The sequence below is a fragment of the Pantoea sp. JKS000250 genome, from assembly GCF_003201065.1.
In the GTDB taxonomy this organism is placed as follows: domain Bacteria; phylum Pseudomonadota; class Gammaproteobacteria; order Enterobacterales; family Enterobacteriaceae; genus Pantoea; species Pantoea vagans.
In genome coordinates this window covers 79,258-104,446 of sequence record NZ_QICZ01000003.1, presented here as the reverse complement: position 1 = coordinate 104,446, position 25,189 = coordinate 79,258, and the positions used below count along the sequence as shown (strand labels likewise).

Genomic DNA, 25,189 nt, shown 5'->3' with positions numbered 1-25,189 from the left:
GCCGCTGCCAGTTTAAAAGGAATGGCCGAAACGCGCGGTGTGCCAGGCGAGATTAACTAACACCCTTCACTGATGCTTCTGCTTTATCACTGTCAGTAACAGGACGATCGCGTAACTATCCGCTGCGTCGCTGATAAATCAGCATCGCAACGGATAGCATCGGTGCTTATCGTTACTGCGCGAAGCCTTTCTGTTTATCACAGCTTCCGTGGCAGCCGCGACAACCCCTATTTTCCTCGGTGAGCATAACCGGTATTGCCTGCACTCTGTTTCCCGCTTTACGCAGTGTCAGCAGGATGATTCCATTCAGCACCAGCACACTTATCAGGCAGACTGCACTGAATGCAGGATGCTCGTTAAACGTGACGGTCTGATAAAAGAGTGTCGCCATGGTATAGGCGATATTAAGCCCCCATAAGAATGAGAACATCATCCATTTTTTCCCGGCCTCGCGCGCGATCGCACCCATGACTGAGACACAGGGAACGTAGAGCAGGACAAAGATTAAGTAGCTGTAAGCGGCAAAGCCGCTGCCAAACTTGGCTGACATCACGCCCATCGAACCGGATGCCATCTCACCATCGCCTTTACTGGCATCGATGGGATGGGCCAGCGCATCAATTCTGAATGCAGCCGTCAGGCCCGCCCAGGTCTCCGTCAGCGCCTCTTTCAATTCATCCGCCAGGTTAAAAGTCTGCGGATCAAATACGCTGCTCTGAATCGCCTCCGTGGTGTAAAGGCTGTTAAGCGTACCGACCACGACCTCTTTTGCCATAATGCCGCTCACCAGCCCCACTGTCGCCTGCCAGTTATCCTGCGTCACCCCGATTGGCAGAAGCACAGGCGTGATGGCTTTACTGGTCGCCGCCAGCGCAGAGTGGTTTATGTCATCAACCAGCTGGCCATTGAATGCAAAGCTGCTCAGCACACCAATCAGCATACTTACCAGGATGATGACCTGACCGGCACGCACCACAAACATTTTCAACCGTTGCCAGGTCTGCAGCAGCAGGCTTTTAAGATGAGGCCGGTGATAGACCGGCAACTCCATGATAAACGGTGAAGCTTCGCCACCCAGCAGGGTATGTTTGAGCACCAGTCCGGTCGCAATCGCCACTGCAATGCCCAGCAGATAGAGGGAGAATACCAGGCTGGAACTGTGAGCATCGAAGAATGCCGCAGCGAACACCGCGAAGATTGCCAGCCGCGCGCCGCAGGACATAAAGGGCGCAATCAGTACTGTAAGCAGACGCTCACGCGGCGTGTCCAGCGTCCTTGTACCCATCACCGCCGGCACATTACAGCCAAAGCCGACAATCAGCGGCACAAAAGATTTTCCCGGCAGGCCCAGTGACTGCATCAGCCGATCCATCACAAAGGCGGCGCGCGCCATATAACCTGAATCCTCAAGGAAAGAGAGGAACAGGAACATCAGGCCAATCTGTGGAATGATTGGCAGCACGGTATTGATGCCGGCGCCGAGACCCTGCGCCAGAAAAACCGTCAGCCAGGCCGGGAAGTGACAGACATATCCCAGCCATTGTGCGCCATGAATGAATATCGCCACCGAACTGCCGTCGAACAGTGGCTGAAGTGCGGCTCCAATGTTAATTGAGAGTACAAACATCACATACATCACTGCCAGGAATATCGGAATGCCCAGCCAGCGGTCCAGCACAATGTTATCAATCTGGCGGGTAAGACTTGCCGGGATGGCCTGATGAATGTTACTGACGGCTGCGCAGACCGCGTTAATGGCACGATAGCGATAATCGGCAATCTGTACACCCGTATCGCCACCCGCCCGCTGCATAATCTCAGGCAGGGATGGAAGCAGTTCCGGGCAAAGTTTCTGGCTGTTGATATCGCCTTCCAGCAACTGCAATGCCAGCCAGTATCTTTTCTGCGGAGCCAGCGTCGCGGACATCTGCAGGCTGAGCAGCTCAATCGCAGTTTCAATCGCGGCCGGATATTGCACCCTTTCCGGAGCGCGATAGATATGCGGCTGGTCAATCAGTGCTTTTAGCTGAGCGATACCGTCGCCTTTGGTTGAGGTCAGTGAAACCACCGGACATCCCAGGCGGGCTGACAGCGCTGCGGCATCAATAGTGATGTTCTGGCTTGCAGCAATATCCTGCATGTTCAGGGCGACAATACAGGGTACGCCGAGCTCAAGCAGCTGAAAGGTCAGGAACAGATTACTTTCCAGACTGGAGGCATCGACGACGTTAATCACCACATCGGCGTGATCCTGATAGAGATACTGACAGGCGATGCTCTCATCAATCGAGCTTTCAGCGGATAGCGTAGTCAGCGAGCGAGTGCCAGGCAGGTCGATGAGCCGGACGTCAGACTGTGCAGTGAAGAACTGGCCCTCTTTACGTTCAACCGTGACGCCAGCCCAGTTACCGACCCGCTGGCGGGCACCGGTCAGCTGATTAAACAGCGTGGTTTTGCCGGTGTTGGGATTGCCTATCAACCCGATGGTGATCTTTTTCATCAGACGATCTCCTCCAGAATGATGTCGGCCAGATCACGCTGTCGCACCGCCAGGCTGACACGGCGGGTACGAATCTGAACCGGATCGCCCATAGGTGCCACGCGAATAACCTCCACCACTGCCCCAGGCAGCATGCCCATTGTCAGTAATTTCTGCCGCCAGGCGGAATTTACCGATGGCTGATAACCAAGAATCCGGTAAGTGCTACCCATGTTAATTGCCATACGACGCTCTGCCTCTGATAAAGAAGCTATCATTTTATAAATGATAAGCGTTTCGGTTTTTGATCTGGGATCGCACAGGTAGGGGAAAACCGCTGTTATTGTCAACAACAGCTCAACAGGCAGTTAACTCGTGGATTACCGGAGAGGGTTCAGAAGTCCGTCTTTGTCTTGTACCCAGGTGAGAGCAATATTTTCACCATCTGACGCCTCGCCTGCCGGTGTGTTCATTCGATACGAGCTCAGACGAAAAGCGAGCTGGTCAGCAGAAGGGATGTCATTCTGTTTTGGTGTTTATAAAGCCCGTAACAGAATAGCTTTTTAGTTACATCATTCAATTAAGCTAAAACAACAATTACGGCCCTTTGGGCCGTGCGGGGCGGCTTGCCAATGAGCACTCGGATTTTCAGAACAGCTCGGTTAGTTTTGACTAAAACGCGCATACTTCACAGGAAAACCGGCGATTCAGCTGACAGCATAGAAGTGTGTTGTAACTAATATATCATTTTTCCAGAACTGACTCTGCACCAGCTTTTTTAAGCCGTGAATCCACTGTCTAATCCGGTGTTAAGCCTTGAAGATTTTGTCATCGCTATCTTGCCGGGCAGGTTCCGTAGATATTTATCGCTTACCTTAGAATATCCGCCTGGGAATGTGCATTATAGAAAAGACAGTGACCCGGCTTCAGGTCACTGCCATATCAGTGGTAAATACAGGTTACTTCATGACACGAACAGTTTTCACATCAATTTCAACGCTGTTCCAGTCTTTGTCGACTTCGCCTTCAATGCGCACTTTGTCAGCGGGTGACAATGATTGTCCCATCCAGCGCTTATCGTCGATATCGACATAAATTGTTCCGGTACTATCTTTAAATTCGTAAAGCTCATGCCCAACCTGTCTGATGATATTGCCTTCCAGAACAACCCATGCATCATCCCGCAGTGTTTTAGCCTGGGCGACTGAAGCGACACCCGGTGTCGGGCCTTTAAAACCACCCTGTGAAGAACCCTGCCCTGCCGGATTAATAAATCCTTCCTGCGCAGAAACACCCAGACTCATACCTGCTAATAGCATCGCTAACATAATCTTTTTCATATTTTTATCTCCGTTAAATCTCCAGGATAGTTTACATCGCAGATCTTAACGGGATCTTAAGAAGCTTTATTGTCTGCGCGTGTTTTGAAAATATCACCAGTAATGTGAGTACACTATAAAACCATCAAAATGGCAACCAAAGTTAAATTAATGTTGCTTTCAAAAAATAGCCATCAAAAAACCTTTTAACGAACTCGCTGTAATTAACACCTTATGCAATATGACAATGTCTATAATTAACCCATTCATCCTTCCGCACAAATTACTTAGCCCGCCTGCATATTAGCAGCTATCCTTTGCTGGCATAGATATGTCCCAGTATTAATTTATTCTGTATCGCAGCTTTGCTCATGAAGTATTTTGTACTACTTATAACCACTCTTTTGAGTGGTTTTTCTATGCCTCATGGACGGCGGTGTAAAGCAACTGCAGTACACCACCTGATCGGTTTTTCATAACCTTTCCACCCAAAGGTACAGTTAACAGAAGCTGTGAATGCCGTCAGGACCTGCCTGCGTAAGAAGAATACTAAGACGTTAATTGCCATGCATCGCATTGCGACGCTTATAAAGAATGGGGTTGTAAAAGCCTGCCACTAAAACAGGCTGAAATGAATGGAATTTTCTCAGGCTCACAGCGTAAGCCTGATAATTAACGGATCTTAGTTCAGTCTCTGAGCATCAGCCTCAGCTTCTTTTAACTCCATTTTTGCAGATTCAAGCTTCAGTTTCTTCTCGTCTACCCTGGTACTCTTTTTCCTGATTTTATCGCTGCGGCCATCCGCTTCGGCTTCAGCCAGCTCCTGCTGAGCTTCCTGAAGTTCAAGTTCTGCCTTTTTAACCTTCATCTCGCGTTTACTGACCTCATGAGAGGCACGCTTTGCCTGACGTTCATCAGTGCAATAGGTCTCAACTTTATCACGGGCAATATCGAGTCGTGCTGATTCAGCGCTATTCCCCCGGCTTTTGGCCACCTCAATTTTTGCTGAAATATCTGCCAGCTGATCTTTGCAGGAATCAGTTGCAGCAAATACTGTTAATGGTGACGTGATAAACAATAAAGCAACAACTGCTTTTTTCATAGCCATATTAAATCCTTGTTAAAACAGACTAATCAGAGTGATATTGCCGGTTTACTATAGCGAAGCGATCCAAAGCCACAACATATAATTTGAAACATGAAATTATCACGTCATCAGGGAGTCGTTGTTAAATTGCGGTTTAAATCTCAATAACTTCAGCGGAAATGGCATCATTAAAAATCCAGCATTGCAGCACAGCTTTTTAATGCCTTAACCTTTCAAATAACGAGAAAAATTTTAACAATCCCCTGAGTATCCTGTGAAAATGATCCAGATCATTTTTTTACGCATTCGGCGCGGGACTCCCTGATTGTTATCATATCGTTTAACAAACACAGCTAATAATGCCGCATCTTCTTAAAGAACAACGACTGGAAAGTAAAATGACCTCTTTCAAACATGGCAGAAAATTCGCCAATGCTTTCGTGATGATGGCTGCAGTTATGTCCATTTCCGCCTGCTCTGGCAATTATATCATCTCGACCAATGACGGCCACATGATAACGACGCAGGGTAAACCCATCAGAGATAAAGAAACCGGCATGCTCTCCTATAAAGATGCAGACGGAAACATACATCAGTTGCAGCAGCGCGATGTTAAAGAAATGGTGCAAAAGTAAATCCTTTTAAGCAACGATCCTGATTAATTTCCTAAAATCTCCTGATGTGGAAGAAATAAGCAATGAAAATTTCCTTAATTAGCCTTGGCTTACTGCTGTGTATCTCTTCATCTGCAATGGCCATTGGCCTGAATGCTGAACAAGGTAAAAACACCTCTGCACTGGATGCTGAAATTGGCCGTTCATCCGGCGGACTCTATCTGGACAGCCAGTGGATCAAAAATACGGCAGATGGTGTGCAGATTGGTCAGGCGGGTACCGGTTATAACCTGGAAATCGGTCCTGTGATGCTGACCGCTGGCGTGAAAGCGACTTATATCGGTGGCAAAAAAGGGGATAACGGCGTCGCATTTCCTGTCGGAGGCGGTGTGAAACTCAATCTGCCTGCCGATTTTGCGATTTATGGTGAAGGGTATTCCGCGCCGGAACAGCTGACCAACAGCGTTAAGAATTTTGTGGAAGCAAACGCCGGCATCAGCTGGTCACCTCTAGGTCCGCTGGTTTTAAAAGTGGGCTACCGTTACGCGGGTGTCGACGGTAAAGATGGACGTCCGGGTCATACGCTGATCGATGGTCCCTACATCGGTGGCGGTCTGACATTTTAATGTCAGATAAAAATTTCTTTTTGGCTGGTGAGGAAGCCTATTCAGATAATCAGACTGGCTTCTTTACTGAACAACTTGCCTGAACGCTGGCGGGTATTGCTGAGAAACAGATGATGAAACCTCTAATGCTGATGTTGTTCACTCTTTGTCTGACCGGATGCGTGCAATACAAATGGGTTAAGCCCGATGCATCTGAGCAGCAGGAAACCATAGCGGAAACAGCCTGTCAGGCTCAGGCGCTGCGGGATTTACCGCCTGATAATATCGTCAGCGGTAAATACACCTCGAAAGACAGTAAATATAAAACGACTGATACCGACTACTCAACCAGTGACGCCAATGAAAGTCAGCGCGAGATACTGGTGAAAGATTGCATGTTTAAAAAAGGCTGGCAACAGATTGAGGTTCAGCAATAGCGGTCTGTGAGGCCAGGTCAAAACCTGGCCTTTTCCTGTGAGTTTTACTTGTTCCACTCAGCGTTTATTTCTGCATCATCTTTATGCTGCGCAGAACGCTGACGCCGGCAACGCTCTGAGCAATACAAAACTTCATTCCAGCACTTCTCCCACTTTTTACGCCATGACATCGGTTTGTTACAGGTTTTACAGTAACGAACAGGTAATGACTTTTTATTGCCTTTAAACACTTCAGACCTCTGCAGAAGTAATCATCGCGCTGACGTAAACGCATCAGTTGTCAAGTGTAGCTTAGCCTGCGGTAATTCCTCCCCATCTCTGCGATAGCTACGTGCATGGTGTTCAGATCAGGTAATGCGGATGCCTGTCCTTACCCGCCCAATCCCAGAACGGATTTACAGTGCAAATTTATCATTAGCAACTATTTAAACTTGCGTTGCTCTGCAACCTCAGAATGAACCCTGCATAAGTGAAAATCCACAGGGTTAATTACACCAGGCAACAGTCCAGCGCAGTTCATACCCGCACTGGTCAGGCCGGTTATTGATTACTCTGTTCATCTTTACGTTACGTGGTGGACTTGAAAAAAGAAGAGGTTGTCAAACCACTTATCAAACTGGCCGGGATTGTGCAAATAAACGCTTGATTTAATGAGACTTAATCAATAATCCTGGAGAAAAATGGCATTCAGGCTTGAATCCACAGCCTGTCGTGGGCTTATTAGCTGCAGGCGCTGAATGAACAAAGGGTAAATATTACCGTAAATAATCATTTTAATGGCAGCAGGCAGGCGATGATTCTGCTTAACCCGTATCCATCTGTGTGAGTGCACGGCATTTTTCACGCATATTTAAACCAATCGGCAGACAATTTCGCAGCACTGCTATGCGTTATGTTACGTTCCTGAAAAAAAACAGGGAGGTATAAATAAATTAAACTATTATCATGAACTTACCACTATGATGCTGAATCAGCTTTTTTGACAATAAATTAGCGAAATAATTCATAGCAGGATTTTTACAGCGAAATTACGCACAGCATCATTGCTCTGAGCAGTAGCTGCGTGTGAGCTTTGCAGCTGACGTTATCCTCTTTCTCAGGACAACCATGCGAATAGCGAAGCGACTCCGCTGCCACTGCACAAAAACCAGCACGATTAATCCATAACCCTGCTAAATTACACCCCACGTCTCAGGTAATACGGGTTTTAGCCATTTTGAGTGAAGTGAGTAAAAAAATGGCGTAAATTTACTTTTGTTTAACCAGCATGCGTTAAATAGAGTTTCAACTCTCTCAGAAACAGATTAATATGTTAAGGTTGAACTATTGGTTCTGTATTATGATTCTTCGAAGGCAAGCATTTTAAAAAAAGCAGGTCCGACGAAAAGCATCAGCGTGAATCCGCTCTGTATTTTTATTATCTGAACATGACTATGGTGACTTTGATGAGTGACACTCTCAACAGCTTGAATAATATCCGTACCCTCCGCGCAAATGCTCGCGAGCTTGACCTTGCTGCCCTGGAAGAAATGCTGGAAAAACTGTCGGTTGTGGTCAGTGAGCGACGTGAAGAAGCTCAGGCTTCTGAAGCGGCTAATCGTGAAAAAGCTGAGAAGCTGGCAAAATACCGTGAATTACTGCTGCAGGAAGGTATCGACCCTAACGAACTGTTAAATGGTATGCCGACTGCTCCCGCTGAGAAGAAAAAACGTGCCCCTCGTCCGGCTAAATATCAGTATACCGACGAGAATGGTGACGTTAAGCAGTGGACAGGTCAGGGCCGTACCCCTTCGGCGATTAAATCAGCCATCGATGCAGGTAAATCGCTGGACGATTTTCTGATCTAATTCAGGATGTCTCGATGAGAACCGCCTGACGTTGCTCAGGCGGTTCTTTATCAGCAACAGACGAAAAACACTAACTTCATACTTCCCCTGCCTGTACATACGATGCTTATCCATCTTTATACACAATCATGCACAGACACTAACCTGAATGTAATTTCCGAAATGCTCTGCGCAATTTCGTTGCAGATAAAAGGTTTCATTCACTTACCTTAGCCGTTTTATCAATTTACAACAGACCGGGAAACACGTGCGATGATGATTTCCAACCCGTTCTGCTGGCCAAATGAAAGTTCGGGCGTATTACCATCAGGGTCGCCAAAGAATGCCCGGTAACTAACGGTTATTTCAGACTGCTGCGTAATACCCCTTCGCGACGCGAAATTGCCACCTGTTCATCTATCTCTTCGCGACGGCCGCAGGCTAAGCCAATACGACCAAAAGGCCCCAGCGGCGTACTGTTACTGTTATCTGATTGCACCAGCACCAGAGCAAAAGGTCCGGTCAGTTCTGACAGCCATGCGATTTTCTGCGCGTCCGTAACGCCCGATTCTCGCCGATGTATTACCCGCATCCGGCATAACGGCGATAAAAATCCACGCGCTTTACTGAATCGCGTACCAGTGCAAGATGAGTGGAACCGGTATCGTCTGACATGATCGCTCCCTGTTGAAGTTGAGCGATCATCGTGCCACAGGGCAGTTCAGAATTTCATCATGCGTGCTTAGCCGGACGTTCTTCACACATTACCCGATTGCGCCCTGCCCGTTTCGCACGATACAAAGCCTCATCCGCGCGCTTTATAAGCCCCTGTTTCCCATGCTGTAAATCAGTAGCGAAATACATGGCACAGCCAGCACTCAGGGTGACGTGCTTTTGCGGCAGCTCAGTAGTCATATGCGGAATAGCGAGCCGATTAACGGCTGCGATGTGGTGGCGAGTTGCTTTTCAAGCTCGCGTTGCACTTCGCGCAATGAAAGTTCGGTTTGCAGAAACGTATCGTCAGCCTGCCGCGCCTGCGACAGTGAGAGATTCTCGGCCGTATCCTCAGCTTTACGGACGGTTTCATTCCAGTCTTCCCGCAGCGTCCAAAGATTCAATCCAATTACCGCCACGGTGAGCAATACGCCTGAGAGCATAATGCTTCTCAGCAGCGGCGAAATTTCTGGCGCAGAACCATCATTTTTACGGCGAAACTTCATGCCTTCTTTGATAATCCCTGTTGACTGATTTCAGCACGGTTAGTCAAAAGCACGAATGCAAATCCCCGCAATCCCACTTCGATAATGACAATCCCTATTAAACCAGCAGAATTCGCTTAAATCTTCTCCTCAAATGGCTCAACCAGTATCCATAATGCAGGATTTATAGCGAATTAACCCACATTTAAGCTTCAATTCTCAGGCAGGTAAATGTTACCCTTGCTGGCTGAATAATTTGCACTTTATTGATTAACTTGAGTATTTGAGGAATTTTATGACTAAGAACCTGAGCAGCCTGAATAATATCCGCACGCTTCGTGCAGAGGCGCGCAACATGGCTCTGGATATGCTCGAAGAGTTGCGCCAGAAACTAGAGACCGTGGTAAATGAGCGTCGTGATGAGGAAAACGCACGAGCGGCAGAAGCCCGTGAAAAAGCGGAGAAACTGGCTTTTTATCATGAGCTGTTAATGGAGGAAGGGATCAATCCGGCGGAACTGGTGAATAGCGATGCTATTGCGGTATCCGGGAAAAAGAAACGCGCGAAACGTCCGGCGAAATATCGTTACACCGATGAAAATGGTCAGGTTCGCGACTGGACAGGTCAGGGCCGTACTCCCTCCGTCATTAAGGCGGCGATTGAAAATGGCCAGTCGCTGGATGATTTCCTGCTTTAGCCGCAAGAATTCCTGCCGGAGCACACATTATCTTCCGCCACTCTCGCGTTGTTCATCTCCGGCTGTGGACCGCGAAACGTCCGGCGCCACTCACTGGGAGTGACGCCAAACCGGGATTTGAAACGCTGCCGGAATGAAACAGGCGAATCAAAACCTGCCCTTGCTGCCACGCTTTCAATACTGATACCGGTGGTTTCGAGTAACTGCTGACTATGCTGCAGACGCTCAGCCGTCAGCCACTCACCCAGTGACATGCCCGTCGACTTGTGAAAATGGCGCGTCAGCGTCCGCCTGCTCATACCAAGCGACTGTGACAGGGTGTCGAGATCCTGCGGCTGATGGATAGTCTCTCGCAGGGAGGCCAGCAGCGCATTGATCCTGCCGTCGCGGGTCGTTTCCGGAACCGGCCGCTCAATAAACTGCGCCTGCCCACCTTCACGGTAAGGCGGCACCACCATACGCCTGGCTACCCGATTCGCTACAGCGCTGCCATAGTGCTGACGAATGATGTCCAGACAGCAGTCGATACCCGCCGCGGTGCCGGCAGAGGTGATCAGACGATCGTCCCGGGTATAAAGGGCATTGCTGTCGAGGTGAACCTGTGGAAAGCGTTCGCTGAAATCGCGCTCAAATTCCCAGTGTGTGGCAGCCCGATGCTGATCAAGCAGGCCTGCATAAGCCAGTACGTAAGTGCCCAGACAAAGCCCGACCACCTCTGCGCCACGCTGCCAGGCAGCCAGGCAGCCAGGCAGCCAGGCAGCTACCAGCTTATCCAGCAGCGCCTGCGACGGTTTTTCAGCCGGATTATGCCAGTATGGCACAATAATGATATCGGCCCGGTCGAGCAGACCGAGCCCATTTGCCACCATGATTGACAGTCCCATCTCTGAGATCACCGGGCCTGATTTTTCTGCGCAGATATCAATCTGAAACAGATCCTGCTGCGGCAGAGCAGAGCCGAACAGAATGCAGGGAACTGAAAAATGAAACGGACTTAAACCGGCTGTTGCCAGCACCGCGACGTTCAGAGCAGTCATCTTATCCCCTTTTTGTGAAACGCATGATTGAGCCCTTACCGCGTAGCTGTGCCGGTTCAGGACGACGATGCTCAGAACGTCATTGCTTCACCATCTTCCGGGATCAGTACCCGGTCGGCAATACCCTGTTCCAGGGTGTAAGCGCGCAGTTCAGCGCGTGTCAGCAGACAATGGTTAATCGCTTCCATGTGCGAAGTCACCAGAGTCGCTTCAGGCAGAATATGGAGGGTGCGCAGCGTATCCTCCTTTCCCATAATAATGGGGCCATAGAGATCGTTAGTCGCATTGCCGGCATAGATTACCACGACCTGCGGCTAAAAACGTTGCAGCGTTCTGACATAAGGTTTAACCCAGACGGTATCCCCGGCAATGTAGAGCGTTTTTTCGGACGGATGGGTAAACACCAGACCGCAGGCATCGCCCAGAATATCGCCCATGACTTTGTCGGCATACAACGCATTGCTGCCATGCTGACCCTCCGTTTTGTGGATCGTCAGGCCGTCAACAAACGGATTTTCATCCTGCAGCACCCGAACATGTGCAAAACCCTGCGAACGAATCAGCGCTGCATCACGTTCATTCTGGCTGTAGATCATCATCGTCTTTGGTATCAGCTGCTGCGCGGCCTCGTCCCAGTGGTCCATATGTGTATGGGTGACAATCACTGCGTCTACCGCCAGCAGTGCCTCAACCGGGAGAGGCAGTTCAGCCATGGGATTGCGCAGATGGGGACGGGCATTACCGGCAAAGCTCGGCCACGCGTCTTTATCTGCCAGCAACGGATCGATCAGGAATTTTTTGCCTGCATACTCCAGCAGCAGTGTGGCATTACGAATCTGGGTCAGTTTCATTTTGTGCTCCGCAAAGGGTCTCTTTAACATCAGGCAGGCTTACAGGCTGCGATAAGTTCACTTTACGGTACTCTCTGACCTGCGCGTGACAGGCTCACAGGACAGTGTTCGATGGATTCGGGCCACTTTTGAATGTATCGCTGAATGGAGTCTGAGGGTGATGGAAGAAAGGGCATGACCTGAGTGTGAAACGAATTATCAGGATCAGGGCTGACAACATGAGGACATAAAAAATGCCGCAGCAAGCTGCGGCATGTCATCTCAGGTTCGCATCAGAAATCGGCTTTCAGAACTACACGGTAATTAGCTTTGCCGGCGCGGACGTGATCCAGCGCTTTATTGATGTCTGACATCGGGAAGAACTCAACCTGTGGCGCAATATCTGCACGCGAAGCGAGTCGCAGCAGCGAGCGCAGCTGGCCTGGTGAGCCGGTTGACGAACCGGTTACCGCTTTGTCGCCCAGGATCAGATCAAACGCGCTGACTTCAATTGGCTTCATCACGGCACCCACGGTGTGGAATTTACCCTGAGGCGCCAGCGCGGCGAAATAAGGTTTCCAGTCCAGGTCGACTGCCACGGTGCTCAGGATCAGATCAAAACGACCCGCCTGTTTCTTCAGGGCTTCAGGATCACGGCTGTTAACCACTTCATCCGCACCCATATCCAGAATCGACTGCTTCTTATCCGGCGTTGAACTGAAGGCCACGACTTCGGCACCCATCGCGTGCAGGAGTTTGATCGCGATATGGCCCAGACCGCCGATACCGATCACGCCAACACGGCTGGTCGCCGTAATGTTGCTCATCAGCAGCGGTTTAAATACGGTAATACCGCCGCACAGCAGCGGACCGGCGCTGGCCGCATCCAGTTTTTCCGGCAGCGGGATAACCCATTGCCAGTCGGCGCGCAGCTTCTCGGCAAAACCACCCTTATTCATGATGGTTGGGATGCTGCCCTGCTGACAGTTAACCTGCTCGCCGTTGATACAGGCATCGCAGTGCTGACAGCTTTTAGCTGTCCAGCCGATTCCTACACGCTGGCCGATTGAGAGACCTTTGCTTTTAGCCGCTTCGCCAAGGGCAGAGACGCGGCCAATCACTTCATGTCCTGCAATCACCGGGAACTGAGAGATGCCCCACTCGTTATCGATCATCGACAGATCTGAGTGGCAGACGCCACAATATTCGACCTGGACTTCGACTTCTTCGGCTGCCAGTTCGGCGGCATCGTACTCATAGAGTTCAAGGGCCTGGCCAGCCTGCATGGCTGCATAACTTTTGATTTTCATTAGTACCTCTGCGTGGTTAATCACCGACAAGTGTAACAACTGAAAGCCTGCCTTGCCTGGCCGTTACGCTTACACCGCACTTTTTTGTCTTTTATGCTGATAAATCAGCCTTTAACCTGCGCCCCGGAAAGCGTTTGTAACACTTTGAGCTGCGCGACCGCTTCCTGCATCGCATCCATTCCCTGCGTCAGTTCACGCAGGCTGCCGAGATGCTTCGCAATGTCGGCGCGCTCATGTCGGGTCTGCTGATTCATGGCCGCCAGCGTATCGGCCGCGCTGATACTGCGCTCCGCCATCTGTGCAGCCGTCTGCGCCGAGTCACTGGCCACCAGCCGGATACGTGAGATGGTGATGACCGCCTCGCCAATGTTACTCGCCGTGGCTTCGGCCTGTTCTTTCGACGAATGTGCCAGACGACGAACTTCACCCGCGACTACCGCAAAGCCGCGGCCGGCCTCGCCTGCGCGTGCTGCTTCGACGGCGGCATTCAACGCCAGGATGTTGGTCTGGAAAGCAATATTGCTGATGCCATGTGTAATCTCATTAATGCCATTCGAGATTTTTTCCAGATCGTCCAGCCCTTCATCCAGCCGGCCCTGCGCCTGCTGACTCTCAGTGGCGATGTTGCTGATGTTACGGATACTGCTTTCTGCAAGGCTCAGCGTTTCTCCCTGGCTATGCGTCGCCGTTTCGAGTACCGGTAACGCCTCCATCAGCGGCGTCAGCGCCTGCTGATAGTTGATAACCCGATCCAGCACCCGCGTCTGAATGGTGTTCAGCGCTTCCCAGCGGCGTAACGCGCGCTGCGCGTAATGGGCCGCATAGCCGGCATACTCCACCGGGAACTGGCTCATCGCTTTGACGTCATGATTGAAAAACACCAGCGCAGAAAGCGTCTGGTTGATAGGCACGCCCAGGATTTCACCAAAGCTGGAAAAACCGGCGGCGGCAATCCCTTTGAAGAAATGAGCATTGTGCAGCTTATCGGCATTACCGACACGACGCAGGATACAGTCGTTCATCAGAATCGCCGCGGGTTTGCCGTGCCGGGCGGTAAAAGCCTGCCATTCCTGCTGTGTCGCCTGTTTAAAGTCTTTTTCTTCCATCAGGAACAGCCGATCGCCAAACTCAAGGTCACAGAAAAACTGCACGCCACCCGATTCAATTTTGGCGATTGAGCGAATAAAGTATTCGCCGCCGACTTTGACACCAAAGGTCAGCCCCTTCAGGCGTTCAGTCAGCTGCGCCTCGGTGCAGTTAAGATGCTCACACAGCGACGCCACAAACGGCTGCTGCTGTCCCTGGCGGTTAAACACGGAAGTGACCGTACGCGCAATCGGATCGGCTTCAGCAATCAGCCAGCTCTGCTCGCGTGGCGTGAAGTTCTGGCTTTTGAACGGTGCAAAGGATTTTCCTGCTGCTATCTGGCAGAACACGATGACGGCCTTGCCCTGCAGCACCCTGCCACCCGCACCAATCCAGGTGCCATCAAAGGTAATTTTGCCACCGGCTGAACCGCCAATCGCCAGGCACGGGAAGCGCCCGCTGTTATACCAGGCCTGCATCAGAAAGCCTTCTGACGCCGACAGGCCGTCGCAGTAAATCATCGCAAAAGTCCGATCGGCCGAGAGCGGCATCCGCACCTGTAACCGCATCAGCTCCTGCTGGATGGCGGTGATACGCTGACTGGCGGTCTGCGTATCGGCAACATGCAGATCGACAATGTGCGTTTCATGGCTGGCGATCAACGTGTCGGGCAGCCAGAGATAGCTTCCTTCCGGGCCATTGCCATCACAGTAGGTGCTTTGCGATCGGCTGCTGCTCAGCGCACCATTGGAGGAAAGCGTCAGTACCGTCAGATCGGGGGTGTTAAAGCGCTGCCAGGCCTGGCTGACCCGCTGAAAATCGGCTTCAGGCGGAACAAATGTCATCAGAATGCCGCCCGCGTGCGAGCTTAAACCAATGGAGGAGAGTGAATCAGGCAATGCACGACAATCCCAGGTGCCATTCGCTGGCTGGCTGCTACGCCTGAGACGGGCAACAGGCAGGCGTCTTTTGATCGTCTTAATGATCGACATATTATTATTTTCACTTTTATAGGAGTAACTTGCGCTTAAATTCGCGCTTTCTGGTGTGTAGAAGGAGGGCTAAATGCAGGTCCGTTCGCGTTCAGAACTCGTCGCTGAGTGCCGGGTTCATCATTGAGTGGCGCGCTCAACGCCATTGGGTTATCGCCACCAGCGGGAAAACCTTTAGCGATTGCTGCAGTTGGTTTAATGAATGAAGTTGTTACATTTTAGTAGCATAAAATAAGCCGGGACAGGACTGTGGCGGGCAGATGTAAAGCTGTGCTGGTGACTGATGATTACTTTTTGCGATGCAGACTCATCCGTTTTTAAGGACCTGGGTCTCTTTTATTGTGGCTGTCGGAAAAAGAGAGCGCTCAGAAGGTTATTCTGCCGCCTTCACGCGTCTCTCTTCATCAGGCCACTTCACCGCTAAAAAATGAGCAGCGCTCTACTCATTATGCACTCTGCTCCTGCCAGTGCCGCTCGCAGCGCTCCCGTGCTTCCGCAGGCAAATCGCGTAAATCGGGCAGCGTATCGCCGGAACCGTAGCCCATTGATCCCGTCGCTTCCTGCTGTTCATCCTGCGCGGCGAAGCTGATTTTTTCCTCCAGTTTCTGCCAGCCATCGCCCTGCTGTCGTGAGATCACAGCAAAAGTGGGCGTCTGTGCATCATCGCCGTAGATTTCATATTTCTGCTTCTGCTCGTCAGAACCAAACTCAAGCGTGTCGATTAATGTCGCGTCGCTCATAGCATTCTCCTTTTTCGTCAGGCCTTTAAGCGTAGTTCATCGGTCTTTGCCCTGCTGCGGCGAACGGGCAGCCGAAGTTTAATCTCTGACTTATCAAGGTATTAACGCTGTGCATTTGCATAAACGAAGCGGTCGACTAAGCTTCCTGGTGTGACTAGCTAGTCCTTTTTATCTAATGGAACATTGATATGAGGTCTTCCTATGACACAACAGAAATACAGAGGTGGTGCCGGTAATTTTGCCAACGATCCAGAACGTGCGAGTGAAGCTGGCAGTGCAGGAGGCAAGGTCAGTGGGGGCAATTTCAAAAACGATCATGAAAAAGCCAGGGAAGCCGGTCGGAAAGGAGGCAAGATTAGTCGCCGTCCTTCTAAGTAATTCTGAATAAAGCGCTTTAGGACGTTTTACGCCATGGAGTGGCATCTCTTCTGAATGAATTCACGACGATGTTCATCCCTTATATCTCTCTGCCATTAAATACTTTTACGCTATTTCACCTCTCCGTTATTCGTGACCCGAATAGCAGGTCTGACGGAACGCTTTATTTTCAGTCGCAGGAGCCGTAATTTCAGCCCGCCGGTCCTGTCCGACAGACGAGCTGAGAGGGTTATTTTGCGTCACGATGCCGGGTCAGGTAGTGCTTCACCAGCACAAAGAACAGCGGAACGAAAAACAGAGCCAGCACGGTACCCGCCAGCGTGCCGCCAATGATACCGGTACCGATGGCGATGCGGCTGTTGGCACCGGCACCGGTCGCCACCGCCAGCGGGATCACCCCGGCGATAAAGGCCAGTGAGGTCATCATAATCGGTCGCAGGCGGGTTCGCGCCGCCAGCAACGCCGCAGCACTCAGCGAACTGCCCCGACGCACCGCATCCTCGGCAAATTCGATAATCAGTATCGCATTTTTGGACGTCAGCCCGACCGTGGTCAGTAACGCCACCTGGAAGTAGATATCGTTGCTTAATCCGCGCAGCGCCACGGCCAGCACCGTACCCAGTACACCGAGTGGCACCGCTAACAGCACGGAGAACGGCACCGTCCAGCTCTCATACAGCGCCGCCAGACAGAGGAAAACCACCAGAATCGAGATCGCATAAAGCGTGGTCGACTGCCCGCCGGCCTGCTTCTCCTGCAGCGAAAGTCCGCTCCACGCACCCGTCGTGCCTGCCGGTAGTTCATTCGCCAGCCGCTCAATGGTGTTCATGGCATCACCAGAGCTGAAGCCTTCGGCGTTTTGTCCCTGGATTTCATAGGAGGCAGAACCGTTGTAGCGGTTAAGACTTTCCGGCCCCATGGTCCAGCGGGTCGAAGCAAATGCGGAGAACGGCGTCATGGTGCCCTCACTGTTACGGATGTACCACTTATCCAGATCCGATGGCGCAGAGCGATACTGACCATCGCCCTGCAGATAAACGCGTTTCACCCGGCCACGATCGATAAAGTCATTAATGTAGGCTCCGCCCCAGGCGCTGGTCAGCGTGTCGGTCACATCATCCAGCTGAAGTCCAAGCGCCACCGCTTTGCTGGTATCGATATCAATCTGCAACTGCGGTGTCTGTGGCAGGATATTCGCCCGCACACCGATCAGATCCGGGCTTTGTGCGGCGCTCTGTAACAGCTGATCGCGCAGGCTGCCCAGCTGCTCACGCGTAGTGCCACCACTGGCCAGCAGCTCATAGGTGAAACCATTATTCTGCCCCAGCCCCGGCACCGACGGCGGCGTCAGCGCAAAGATCTGTGCATCCCGAATCGATGCAAGCGCATAGGTGGCGCGTCCGGCAATCGCTTCAGCAGAGTTCTCACTGCCGGGTCGCTGGTCCCAGTTTTTAAGCTTGATAAACGCCATACCGGCATTCTGCGCTGCGCCGCTGAAGTTAAAGCCGTTGATGGTAAAGACCACATCAATGTTCTGTTTCTCCTCCATCAGAAACCAGTCAACGATCTGCTTATTGACGGCCTCGGTGCGGCTGGCCGTAGCGCCCGCCGGCAACGTCGCCTGAAGCATAATGCTGCCCTGATCTTCAGTCGGCAGGAAACTACCCGGCAGTCGGGTGAACATGACAAACAGTACCACGCCCATTGCGGCGTAGAGTGACACCATGATGAGCGGACGACGCAACGTTCTCACCACTTTGTGACGATACTGACGCTCGGTGGCAGCATAAAAGCGGTTAAATCCGCCAAAGAAGCCTTTGCGATGGGGTGCTGTTGGCCGCAGCAGCATGCCACATAGCGCAGGCGTCAGGGTCAGCGCCACCACCACAGAGAAGGTCATGGCGGCTATGATAGTCACGGAGAACTGCCGGTAGATCACGCCAGTTGAGCCTGCGAAAAAGGCCATAGGCAGAAAGACAGCGGAAAGCACCAGCGCAATAGCCACCAGCGCACCGGAGATCTCTTTCATCGACTTTTCAGTTGCCTCACGCGCCGGCAGACCTTCGTCATGCATAATGCGCTCGACGTTTTCCACCACCACGATCGCATCATCCACCAGCAGGCCGATGGCCAGCACCATCGCAAACAGCGTCAGAGTATTGATGGTATAGCCGCACAGCGCCAGCACGCCAAAGGTGCCAAGCAGAACGACCGGCACCGCCAGCGCCGGTATCAGCGTGGCGCGGATGTTCTGCAGGAACAGGTACATCACCACCACCACCAGTGCGATCGCCTCGATCAGGGTGATGACCACATCCTCAACGGAGATTTTGATGAAATCGGTGCTATCGAGGGCATAGGCCACTTCGTAACCTTCCGGCATAGAATGGCGATATTCTTCAACTTTGTTTTTGACCAGCGTCGCAGTGGCAAGCGCATTCGCACCCGGTGCCAGCATTACGCCGACCCCCGCCGCAGGATGCCCGTTGAGTCGGGTGGTCATGTCATAAGATTCGCCGCCCAGCTCCACCCGCGCCACATCCCCTACCCGCACGATGGCACCGCTTTTATCACTTTTAACAATGATGTTGCGGAATTGCTCAGGTGTCTGCAGTCGCGACTGCGCTCGGACCGTGGCGGTGAGTTGCTGATTATCGGGCGATGGCAGGCCGCCGATTTTACCGGCTGAGACCTGAATGTTCTGCGAGCGTATCGCCGCAGACACGTCGGAGGGCTGCAATGCATAAGAGTTTAGCTTGAAGGGATCGAGCCAGATGCGCATCGCGTACTGGCCGCCGAACACCTGGATGTCACCGACGCCTTCAGTCCTGGCCAGCGGCTCCTGCATATTACTGACCAGCCAGTCGCCGATATCGGTGCTGTTGCTTTTACCTGTCGTGTCATACAGCCCCATCACCAGCAGGAAGTTCGACTGTGATTTGGTCACGGTGACGCCAAGCTGCTGCACCTCGCTGGGCAGACGTGAGAGCGCCTGCTGCACCTTGTTCTGCACCTGCACCTGTGCGGTATCCGGATCGGTGCCCTGACTGAAAGTGACGGTGACCGACACATTCCCCTGCGAGCTGCTGCTGGAGGTAAAATAGAGCAGATTATCCAGCCCGGTCAGCTGCTGCTCAATCACCTGAGTGACGCTGTTCTCCAGCGTCTCCGCAGAGGCACCGGTGTAAGTTGCACTAATATTCACCGAGGGCGGAGCAACATCGGGATATTGTTCAACCGGCAGCAGTGTAATAGAGAGCGCGCCAAGCAACATAATTAAAATGGCAACAACCCATGCGAAGACGGGGCGATAAATAAAAAAGCGAGAAAACATCAGCGGGATCTCTTCCTTTGGGGCGGGTGCAAGACCTGCATTCCTGCAGGTCAACAAACTGCGTTGATTATAGGTTGTTACATCCGGTTAAACATCCTGACGTTATCTTTTCCTGAACCGGGCCGATCGCGACATTGTGCCGCCAGTTCGCTTTGTAGCAGCCAGAACGGGTCACTTCCGGCGTGGTTGCCAAAAACCTCGGTGTGGCACGAATCTGATGATGCACTGAGCAAAATGGTCATCCCTGACTATCCTGAAATAAAGGATATTAACCAGGAGAGAACAATGAAATTTTTCTACTTCGTTTCTCTTATCGCCTCTGCTCTCTATTTACTGATCTTCCTGCCCAAACTCCGCACCCGCCGTGAACCTATTGCCTACTGGGGATGCTGGATTTATCTGGGAGCTAACGCGATTTTCTGGGCGGTTTATGGCGTGCGGCACTACATTTAGCGTGGAATTTAAAGCAAAGCGGTAAATAATCATGTTTCTTACGCCATGCTGCTGATAGGTAAGGCTGGCGCGGGTAACAGGATAAGTTTTCAGTCGCGGGTAGTTGCCGGTGATCGCTTTAAGCTTGTCAGCCTTTCTTCCCACGTAACAGGAGAATTTCTCCTCGGGTTCCGTTGTGGGATATAGTGGCTGCACTATCGTGAACACACCTCTGCAAAACAGGTAATAACTGCAATGGCTCTGATCCCCAAAAACTATTCGCGGCTGGAAAGCGGCTACCGTGAGAAAGCACTTAAAATCTATCCGTGGGTGTGTGGGCGCTGCTCACGAGAATTTGTTTATTCAAATCTGCGCGAGCTGACGGTTCACCATATCGATCACGACCACACTAATAATCCGGAAGATGGCAGCAACTGGGAATTGTTGTGTCTCTATTGTCACGATCACGAGCACTCAAAGTACACTGAGGCTGACCAGTATGGCACCCGCGTGGTGGCTGGCGAGGATGCACAAAAAGATGTGGGTGAAGCGACCTACAATCCGTTTGCTGACCTGAAGTCGATGCTGAATAAGAAGAAGTAACCGCTGAATGTTGAGCCTGTCAGGACAACAACGAGCTGACAGGCTCAGCCCCGTTCCGGACCTGCCGCATAAAAATCGCCCTGCAACCGGCAGGCCCGCGTTGCGCTATCCAGATCCAGACAGAGATCGACATCCTCCTGAAATCCGCGCTGTTGAAGTTCCAGGGCTGAAGCGCATTCGCGAAGAGATAACAGATTCAGCTGCCGCCAGGCGGCAACCGCGCCTGCTGCTTCAGGGGAGCAACGGTCATGCCCGATGGCTGCAATAATGCCACCGGCTGCAGCATAGTCCTCTATGGCCGGGCGAAGCGTGCCATCGGGCCAGCGCTCTCCACAGGGGATAACCAGAATACGCCCGAAGTTGCGACAGGCCTTTGCTGTCTGCGTGAGATTCCTGAAACAGCCGCTGAATACAGTGACGCCCGCAACCCTATCACGGGCCAGGAATGAAATCGCTGATCCATTGGGAGACGGCAGAACCAGCTTCTCGCCCTGTTCTATTTTCTGAATCGAGGCCGGAGAGAGACTAAAACCGCCTGCGTCAGACAGTCTGTCGTAGCTGGCGAGTCGTGCGCCGATGTTGTTTGCAAAACCGATGGCAGATGCATCTTTCCATGGATAAGGATAAACCTGTGCTCCGTTATCGACCGCCAGGCTGACACAGGTAGAGAAGGACATCACATCGACGATAATGATGCACTCCACGTCTTTTGCCGCGTAGCGGACAGCAGCATCGCCCCACTCAAGACGAACGTTAAATCTCTCCTGATCCCACCATTGCATATCTCATCCTCCGTTACAGCCTGTCAGGTGTGCGCCGCTCAATCCACGACACGCCATTGGCGGGTCATCCCCAGTTAAGTTATCAGCAGAGTTAAAGTACATTGAAGTTATTACCGACACTAAAAATTGAGGGCCAGTAACCTGGCCTTGTATAGTTAGTCAGGGCTTCAGACTTTTCAATAATAACCAGAGCGCAGAATGATGATTTCAAAAGAGAATGCAGAACACTATAGCTGGGGGGACGGGTGTGATGGCTGGTATCTGATGAACCGCAAAGATATGTTAGTCATTCATGAAAAAATGCCGCCCGGCACCCGTGAAAAAAGACACTATCATGCTTCATCCCGGCAGTTTTTCTTTGTTCTTCAGGGCGTGCTGTCGATGGAACTGGAGGGCGAAGTGCATGATATCAGTGCGCAACAGGGAATCGAAATTCCGCCACACGCTAAACACCAGGCCAGAAATAACAGCGATGCGCCAGTAGAATTTATTGTAATTTCTCATCCGACAACACGAGGCGATCGTACTGACCTCCCCTGATCGGCCAGCAGCGCCGGGCAATGGCGCTGTCTCATGATGTGTACAGATACCGGCTGAACGATAGTTTAAATACCAGAACGGCTTATTAATTTGTGCGGTAATAACGACCCGTTATATTTACCCGACTCCCGCTACGCTAATAATACCGTTGTGAATATTCTTTTTTTAGCGTACAGATGGAAATATTAACCGTAATGACTTTACCTGCAAGAAATCAAATTATTTAGATACCACAGAATCACCACCGCATTATTATTATTTTATAACAATACGTTACTTAAAATCCATTTATTGCCAGTCATAACAGCTTTGCTGTTCCTGATAAATTTCCCAGGGGATCGCACACGGCCGTCCCGTTTATTATTGCGTGACCCTCACGCTTATTTCATACCAGAAAAACAGAGCGCACGGCCACACCGAAACATTTTGAGAAAAAATTTCGCTGAATAATAGCCAGAATCCACGTTGCTGTTCCTTTTTATGTACCAGGCTTAGCCAATAACAATAGAGACAATGTGGAGCATTATGAAAGAGCAAAATCGCACAAATGGCATCGCCCCTTATGGTGGTGCCGCCGGTGGCTGGGGCGCACTAAAGGCGGTTGCCGATGCGATCCGTGGCCAGATGTCAGTAAAGCAGGATGTGATTGCCCTGTTTAAAGTTAATCAGCCGCAGGGCTTTGACTGTCCGGGCTGTGCCTGGCCCGACCCGCAGCATGCCTCATCCTTTGAGTTCTGCGAAAACGGCGCAAAAGCCGTCTCGTGGGAAGCCACCAGCAAGCGCACCACTCCGGAATTTTTTGCTGCTCATACCGTGACCGAACTGTGGGAGCGCAGCGCACTGCATCTGGAGGGCGAGGGACGGCTGACCCATCCCATGAAGTACGATCCCACTACCGACACCTATCAGCCCATCGAGTGGGAGACGGCATTCCAGGAGATTGGTGAGCATCTGCGTAGCTATGAGGATCCCGATAGCGTGGAGTTCTATACGTCGGGCCGCGCCTCAAATGAAGCGGCGTTTCTGTGGCAGCTCTTCGCCCGCGAATATGGCACCAACAATTTCCCCGACTGCTCAAACATGTGTCATGAACCGACCAGCGTCGGACTGCCGGAGTCGATTGGCGTCGGCAAAGGTACGGTAGAGCTGGAGGATTTTGACCACTGCGATCTGGTGCTCTGCATCGGTCATAACCCTGGCACCAACCATCCACGCATGCTCGGCACGCTGCGGGAAGTCTCTAAGCGCGGTGCCACCATTGTGGCGATCAACCCGCTGCGTGAGCGCGGGCTGGAACGCTTTACCTCGCCGCAGAGTCCGATTGAGATGCTCTCAATGAGCTCTACTGAGCTGGCTTCGACCTATTACAAAGTGCGGGTGGGCGGCGACGCGGCGATGCTCAAAGGCGTGATGAAGATCCTGCTCACCCTGCACGAGGAGGCATTGAGCCATGGCAAACCCGGCGTCATCGATGAAGCGTTTATTAACGAGCACACCGAAGGCTTTGATGCCCTGAAAGCTGACCTGGAAAGCACCGACTGGGCGCACATCCTCAAAGTCTCCGGCATGGCGCGTGAGGAGATCCAGCATATCGCCCGGCTCTACGCCAGCGCTGAACGGACCATCATCTGTTATGGCATGGGCATTACCCAGCATCAGTACGGCACGCAGAACGTCCAGCAAATCGCGAACCTGCTGCTGATGCGCGGCAACATCGGTAAGCCGGGTGCGGGGATCTGTCCGTTACGCGGTCACTCCAATGTTCAGGGTGACCGCACAGTGGGCATCACTGAGATCCCGCCGAAGTCGCTGCTGGATAGCATTGAAAAGGTCTTTGGTTTCCGTCCGCCACAGGAACATGGTCACGGCGCTGTCGAGGCGATCAAGGCGATGCGCGATGGTAAAGCCAAAGCGCTGCTCTGTCTGGGCGGTAACCTGGCAGAGGCAATCTCCGATCCACAGGTGACATTCCCGGCCATGCGTAATTTAGATCTGGTAGTGCATATGGCCACCAAGCTGAATCGCTCACACCTGTTACTCGGAAAACATAACTATCTGCTGCCGGTGCTGGGCCGGACTGAGACCGATGTTCAGGCGACCGGCGCGCAAAGTGTGACCGTTGAAGATTCCATGTCGATGGTACACGCCTCGCGCGGTTCGCTGAACCCGGCTTCACCCCATCTGAAATCTGAACCGGCGCTGGTCGCCTCACTCGCTAAGGCAACCCTGCCAGACAGCGTGGTTGACTGGTCAGCCATGGTCGCCGATTACAGCCGTATCCGTGATGCCATTGAAGCCGTGTTCCCGGCTTTCGAAAACTTCAACGAGCGGATTAAGCATCCGGGTGGTTTCCGGCTCCATAACGCCGCATCAGAACGCGTCTGGCTCACGCCTTCCGGTCGTGCGCAATTTAAAGTAATGCAGGGCATCAACGAAGATCCCCGCTCGCTGAAGTGCCATGATCTGGTGCTCACCACCCTGCGCAGTCACGATCAGTACAACACCACGCTGTACGGACTGAATGACCGCTATCGTGGCGTGACGGGCCGCCGCGATGTGCTGTTTATCAATGCGGAAGAGGCGGAGAAACGAGAGCTGCGGGTGGGTGACCGTGTCGATCTCATGGCGCTGGATCCGGAGGGTAATCCCACCTCGCGTCAGATGAAAAACCTGACCATCGTGATTATTGATATGGCACCAGGTTCAGTCGGCGCTTACTACCCGGAGGCCAATGTGATGGTTCCGCTCGATAGCCACGATACCAAAAGCGGCATTCCCGCCTATAAAAGTATTCCGATTGCTATGACGCGCGTAACCGACGAGACGCACACCACCTCAGGTATTCTTCGCTAGTCTGACTTG

The 25,189-nt window shown here is 51.9% G+C and carries 23 protein-coding genes and 3 pseudogenes; 10 read left to right on the top strand and 16 right to left on the bottom strand.

Annotation, left to right across the window (positions count from 1 at the left end):
- Positions 1-172: 172 nt before the first annotated feature.
- The 4 genes from feoB to BY447_RS22775 form a co-directional block, all read right to left on the bottom strand.
- Positions 173-2,500: a Fe(2+) transporter permease subunit FeoB gene (gene feoB, locus BY447_RS22790; RefSeq protein ID WP_110332354.1), complete on the bottom strand. Its 2,328-nt coding sequence runs from the start codon at positions 2,498-2,500 to the stop codon at positions 173-175.
- Positions 2,500-2,724, bottom strand: coding sequence for a FeoA domain-containing protein (locus tag BY447_RS22785; RefSeq protein WP_013356535.1), 225 nt, complete (start codon positions 2,722-2,724; stop codon positions 2,500-2,502). The genes feoB and BY447_RS22785 overlap by 1 nt, the downstream gene beginning before the upstream one ends.
- A gap of 714 nt (positions 2,725-3,438) precedes the next feature.
- On the bottom strand, positions 3,439-3,819 hold the full coding sequence (locus BY447_RS22780) for a YgiW/YdeI family stress tolerance OB fold protein (protein WP_110332353.1): 381 nt from the start codon (positions 3,817-3,819) through the stop codon (positions 3,439-3,441).
- Between the two features lie 661 nt (positions 3,820-4,480).
- Positions 4,481-4,906 (bottom strand): DUF1090 family protein, encoded by a 426-nt coding sequence (locus BY447_RS22775; RefSeq protein WP_110332352.1) that lies wholly within the window; start codon positions 4,904-4,906, stop codon positions 4,481-4,483.
- Positions 4,907-5,283: 377 nt separating this feature from the next.
- Here BY447_RS22775 and BY447_RS22770 point away from each other — a divergent pair, with 377 nt between their 5' ends.
- The 3 genes from BY447_RS22770 to BY447_RS22760 all read left to right on the top strand — a co-directional run bounded on the left by BY447_RS22770 (position 5,284) and on the right by BY447_RS22760 (position 6,541).
- Positions 5,284-5,520 (top strand): YgdI/YgdR family lipoprotein, encoded by a 237-nt coding sequence (locus BY447_RS22770; RefSeq protein ID WP_110332351.1) that lies wholly within the window; start codon positions 5,284-5,286, stop codon positions 5,518-5,520.
- 62 nt (positions 5,521-5,582) lie between these two features.
- Positions 5,583-6,125 carry a YfaZ family outer membrane protein gene (locus BY447_RS22765; RefSeq protein WP_110332350.1) on the top strand — a complete coding sequence of 181 codons (543 nt, stop codon included), beginning with the start codon at positions 5,583-5,585 and terminating at the stop codon, positions 6,123-6,125.
- Between the two features lie 110 nt (positions 6,126-6,235).
- Positions 6,236-6,541 carry a hypothetical protein gene (locus BY447_RS22760; protein ID WP_013356528.1) on the top strand — a complete coding sequence of 102 codons (306 nt, stop codon included), beginning with the start codon at positions 6,236-6,238 and terminating at the stop codon, positions 6,539-6,541.
- 44 nt (positions 6,542-6,585) lie between these two features.
- Here BY447_RS22760 and BY447_RS22755 read toward each other — a convergent pair whose 3' ends face one another.
- A complete protein-coding gene (locus tag BY447_RS22755; protein WP_013356527.1) occupies positions 6,586-6,771 on the bottom strand; it encodes a DUF2256 domain-containing protein in 186 nt (61 codons plus the stop codon).
- Between the two features lie 1,215 nt (positions 6,772-7,986).
- On the opposite strand from BY447_RS22755, the gene BY447_RS22750 reads away from it, so the two are divergent.
- Positions 7,987-8,388 (top strand): H-NS family nucleoid-associated regulatory protein, encoded by a 402-nt coding sequence (locus BY447_RS22750; protein ID WP_098049800.1) that lies wholly within the window; start codon positions 7,987-7,989, stop codon positions 8,386-8,388.
- Positions 8,389-8,609: 221 nt separating this feature from the next.
- On the opposite strand, the pseudogene BY447_RS22745 reads toward BY447_RS22750, so the two are convergent.
- From BY447_RS22745 to BY447_RS22735, 3 genes and pseudogenes are all read right to left on the bottom strand, one after another.
- Positions 8,610-9,045, bottom strand: a pseudogene (locus tag BY447_RS22745) (VOC family protein).
- 54 nt (positions 9,046-9,099) lie between these two features.
- Complete coding sequence (locus BY447_RS23680; RefSeq protein ID WP_072009016.1) at positions 9,100-9,282, bottom strand: diguanylate cyclase domain-containing protein; 183 nt, start codon at positions 9,280-9,282, stop codon at positions 9,100-9,102.
- A 35-nt stretch (positions 9,283-9,317) separates the two neighbouring features.
- Positions 9,318-9,587, bottom strand: a pseudogene (locus BY447_RS22735) (GGDEF domain-containing protein); the annotation flags it as partial.
- A gap of 274 nt (positions 9,588-9,861) precedes the next feature.
- Between BY447_RS22735 and BY447_RS22730 the strand changes: the two are divergent.
- A complete protein-coding gene (locus BY447_RS22730; protein ID WP_110332349.1) occupies positions 9,862-10,263 on the top strand; it encodes an H-NS family nucleoid-associated regulatory protein in 402 nt (133 codons plus the stop codon).
- Here BY447_RS22730 and BY447_RS22725 read toward each other — a convergent pair.
- The 5 genes and pseudogenes from BY447_RS22725 to BY447_RS22705 all read right to left on the bottom strand — a co-directional run bounded on the left by BY447_RS22725 (position 10,260) and on the right by BY447_RS22705 (position 16,258).
- On the bottom strand, positions 10,260-11,300 hold the full coding sequence (locus BY447_RS22725) for a GlxA family transcriptional regulator (protein ID WP_110332348.1): 1,041 nt from the start codon (positions 11,298-11,300) through the stop codon (positions 10,260-10,262). The genes BY447_RS22730 and BY447_RS22725 overlap by 4 nt on opposite strands.
- Before the next feature lie 71 nt (positions 11,301-11,371).
- Positions 11,372-12,151 (bottom strand): annotated as a pseudogene (locus tag BY447_RS22720) (MBL fold metallo-hydrolase).
- Between the two features lie 272 nt (positions 12,152-12,423).
- Entirely contained in the window at positions 12,424-13,440 is a 1,017-nt protein-coding gene (gene ahr / locus BY447_RS22715) for an NADPH-dependent aldehyde reductase Ahr (protein WP_107320469.1), read from the bottom strand.
- A 104-nt stretch (positions 13,441-13,544) separates the two neighbouring features.
- On the bottom strand, positions 13,545-15,518 hold the full coding sequence (locus BY447_RS22710) for a methyl-accepting chemotaxis protein (protein WP_110332347.1): 1,974 nt from the start codon (positions 15,516-15,518) through the stop codon (positions 13,545-13,547).
- A 446-nt stretch (positions 15,519-15,964) separates the two neighbouring features.
- Positions 15,965-16,258: a hypothetical protein gene (locus BY447_RS22705; protein ID WP_013356516.1), complete on the bottom strand. Its 294-nt coding sequence runs from the start codon at positions 16,256-16,258 to the stop codon at positions 15,965-15,967.
- Between the two features lie 201 nt (positions 16,259-16,459).
- On the opposite strand from BY447_RS22705, the gene BY447_RS22700 reads away from it, so the two are divergent.
- A complete protein-coding gene (locus tag BY447_RS22700) occupies positions 16,460-16,636 on the top strand; it encodes a general stress protein (RefSeq protein ID WP_009093122.1) in 177 nt (58 codons plus the stop codon).
- 229 nt (positions 16,637-16,865) lie between these two features.
- Here BY447_RS22700 and BY447_RS22695 read toward each other — a convergent pair whose 3' ends face one another.
- Both BY447_RS22695 and BY447_RS23305 read right to left on the bottom strand, forming a co-directional pair.
- Positions 16,866-19,970, bottom strand: coding sequence for an efflux RND transporter permease subunit (locus BY447_RS22695; RefSeq protein ID WP_110332346.1), 3,105 nt, complete (start codon positions 19,968-19,970; stop codon positions 16,866-16,868).
- Positions 19,971-20,047: 77 nt separating this feature from the next.
- The gene (locus BY447_RS23305; RefSeq protein ID WP_158280091.1) at positions 20,048-20,212 is read right to left on the bottom strand and encodes a hypothetical protein; all 165 of its coding nucleotides are present in this window, start codon (positions 20,210-20,212) and stop codon (positions 20,048-20,050) included.
- Between the two features lie 43 nt (positions 20,213-20,255).
- On the opposite strand from BY447_RS23305, the gene BY447_RS23430 reads away from it, so the two are divergent.
- Together BY447_RS23430 and yajD are read left to right on the top strand one after the other, a co-directional pair.
- Positions 20,256-20,423, top strand: a complete 168-nt coding sequence (locus BY447_RS23430) for a hypothetical protein (RefSeq protein WP_167493470.1) — start codon at positions 20,256-20,258, stop codon at positions 20,421-20,423.
- A 234-nt stretch (positions 20,424-20,657) separates the two neighbouring features.
- Complete coding sequence (yajD, locus tag BY447_RS22690; RefSeq protein WP_013356513.1) at positions 20,658-21,005, top strand: HNH nuclease YajD; 348 nt, start codon at positions 20,658-20,660, stop codon at positions 21,003-21,005.
- 44 nt (positions 21,006-21,049) lie between these two features.
- Here the strand turns inward: yajD and BY447_RS22685 are convergent, their stop codons facing one another.
- On the bottom strand, positions 21,050-21,787 hold the full coding sequence (locus BY447_RS22685) for a 2-phosphosulfolactate phosphatase (RefSeq protein WP_110332345.1): 738 nt from the start codon (positions 21,785-21,787) through the stop codon (positions 21,050-21,052).
- Between the two features lie 201 nt (positions 21,788-21,988).
- Between BY447_RS22685 and BY447_RS22680 the strand changes: the two genes are divergently transcribed.
- Positions 21,989-22,327 (top strand): cupin domain-containing protein, encoded by a 339-nt coding sequence (locus BY447_RS22680; RefSeq protein WP_110332396.1) that lies wholly within the window; start codon positions 21,989-21,991, stop codon positions 22,325-22,327.
- Between the two features lie 525 nt (positions 22,328-22,852).
- A complete protein-coding gene (locus BY447_RS22675; protein ID WP_110332344.1) occupies positions 22,853-25,180 on the top strand; it encodes an FdhF/YdeP family oxidoreductase in 2,328 nt (775 codons plus the stop codon).
- Positions 25,181-25,189 lie beyond the last annotated feature (9 nt).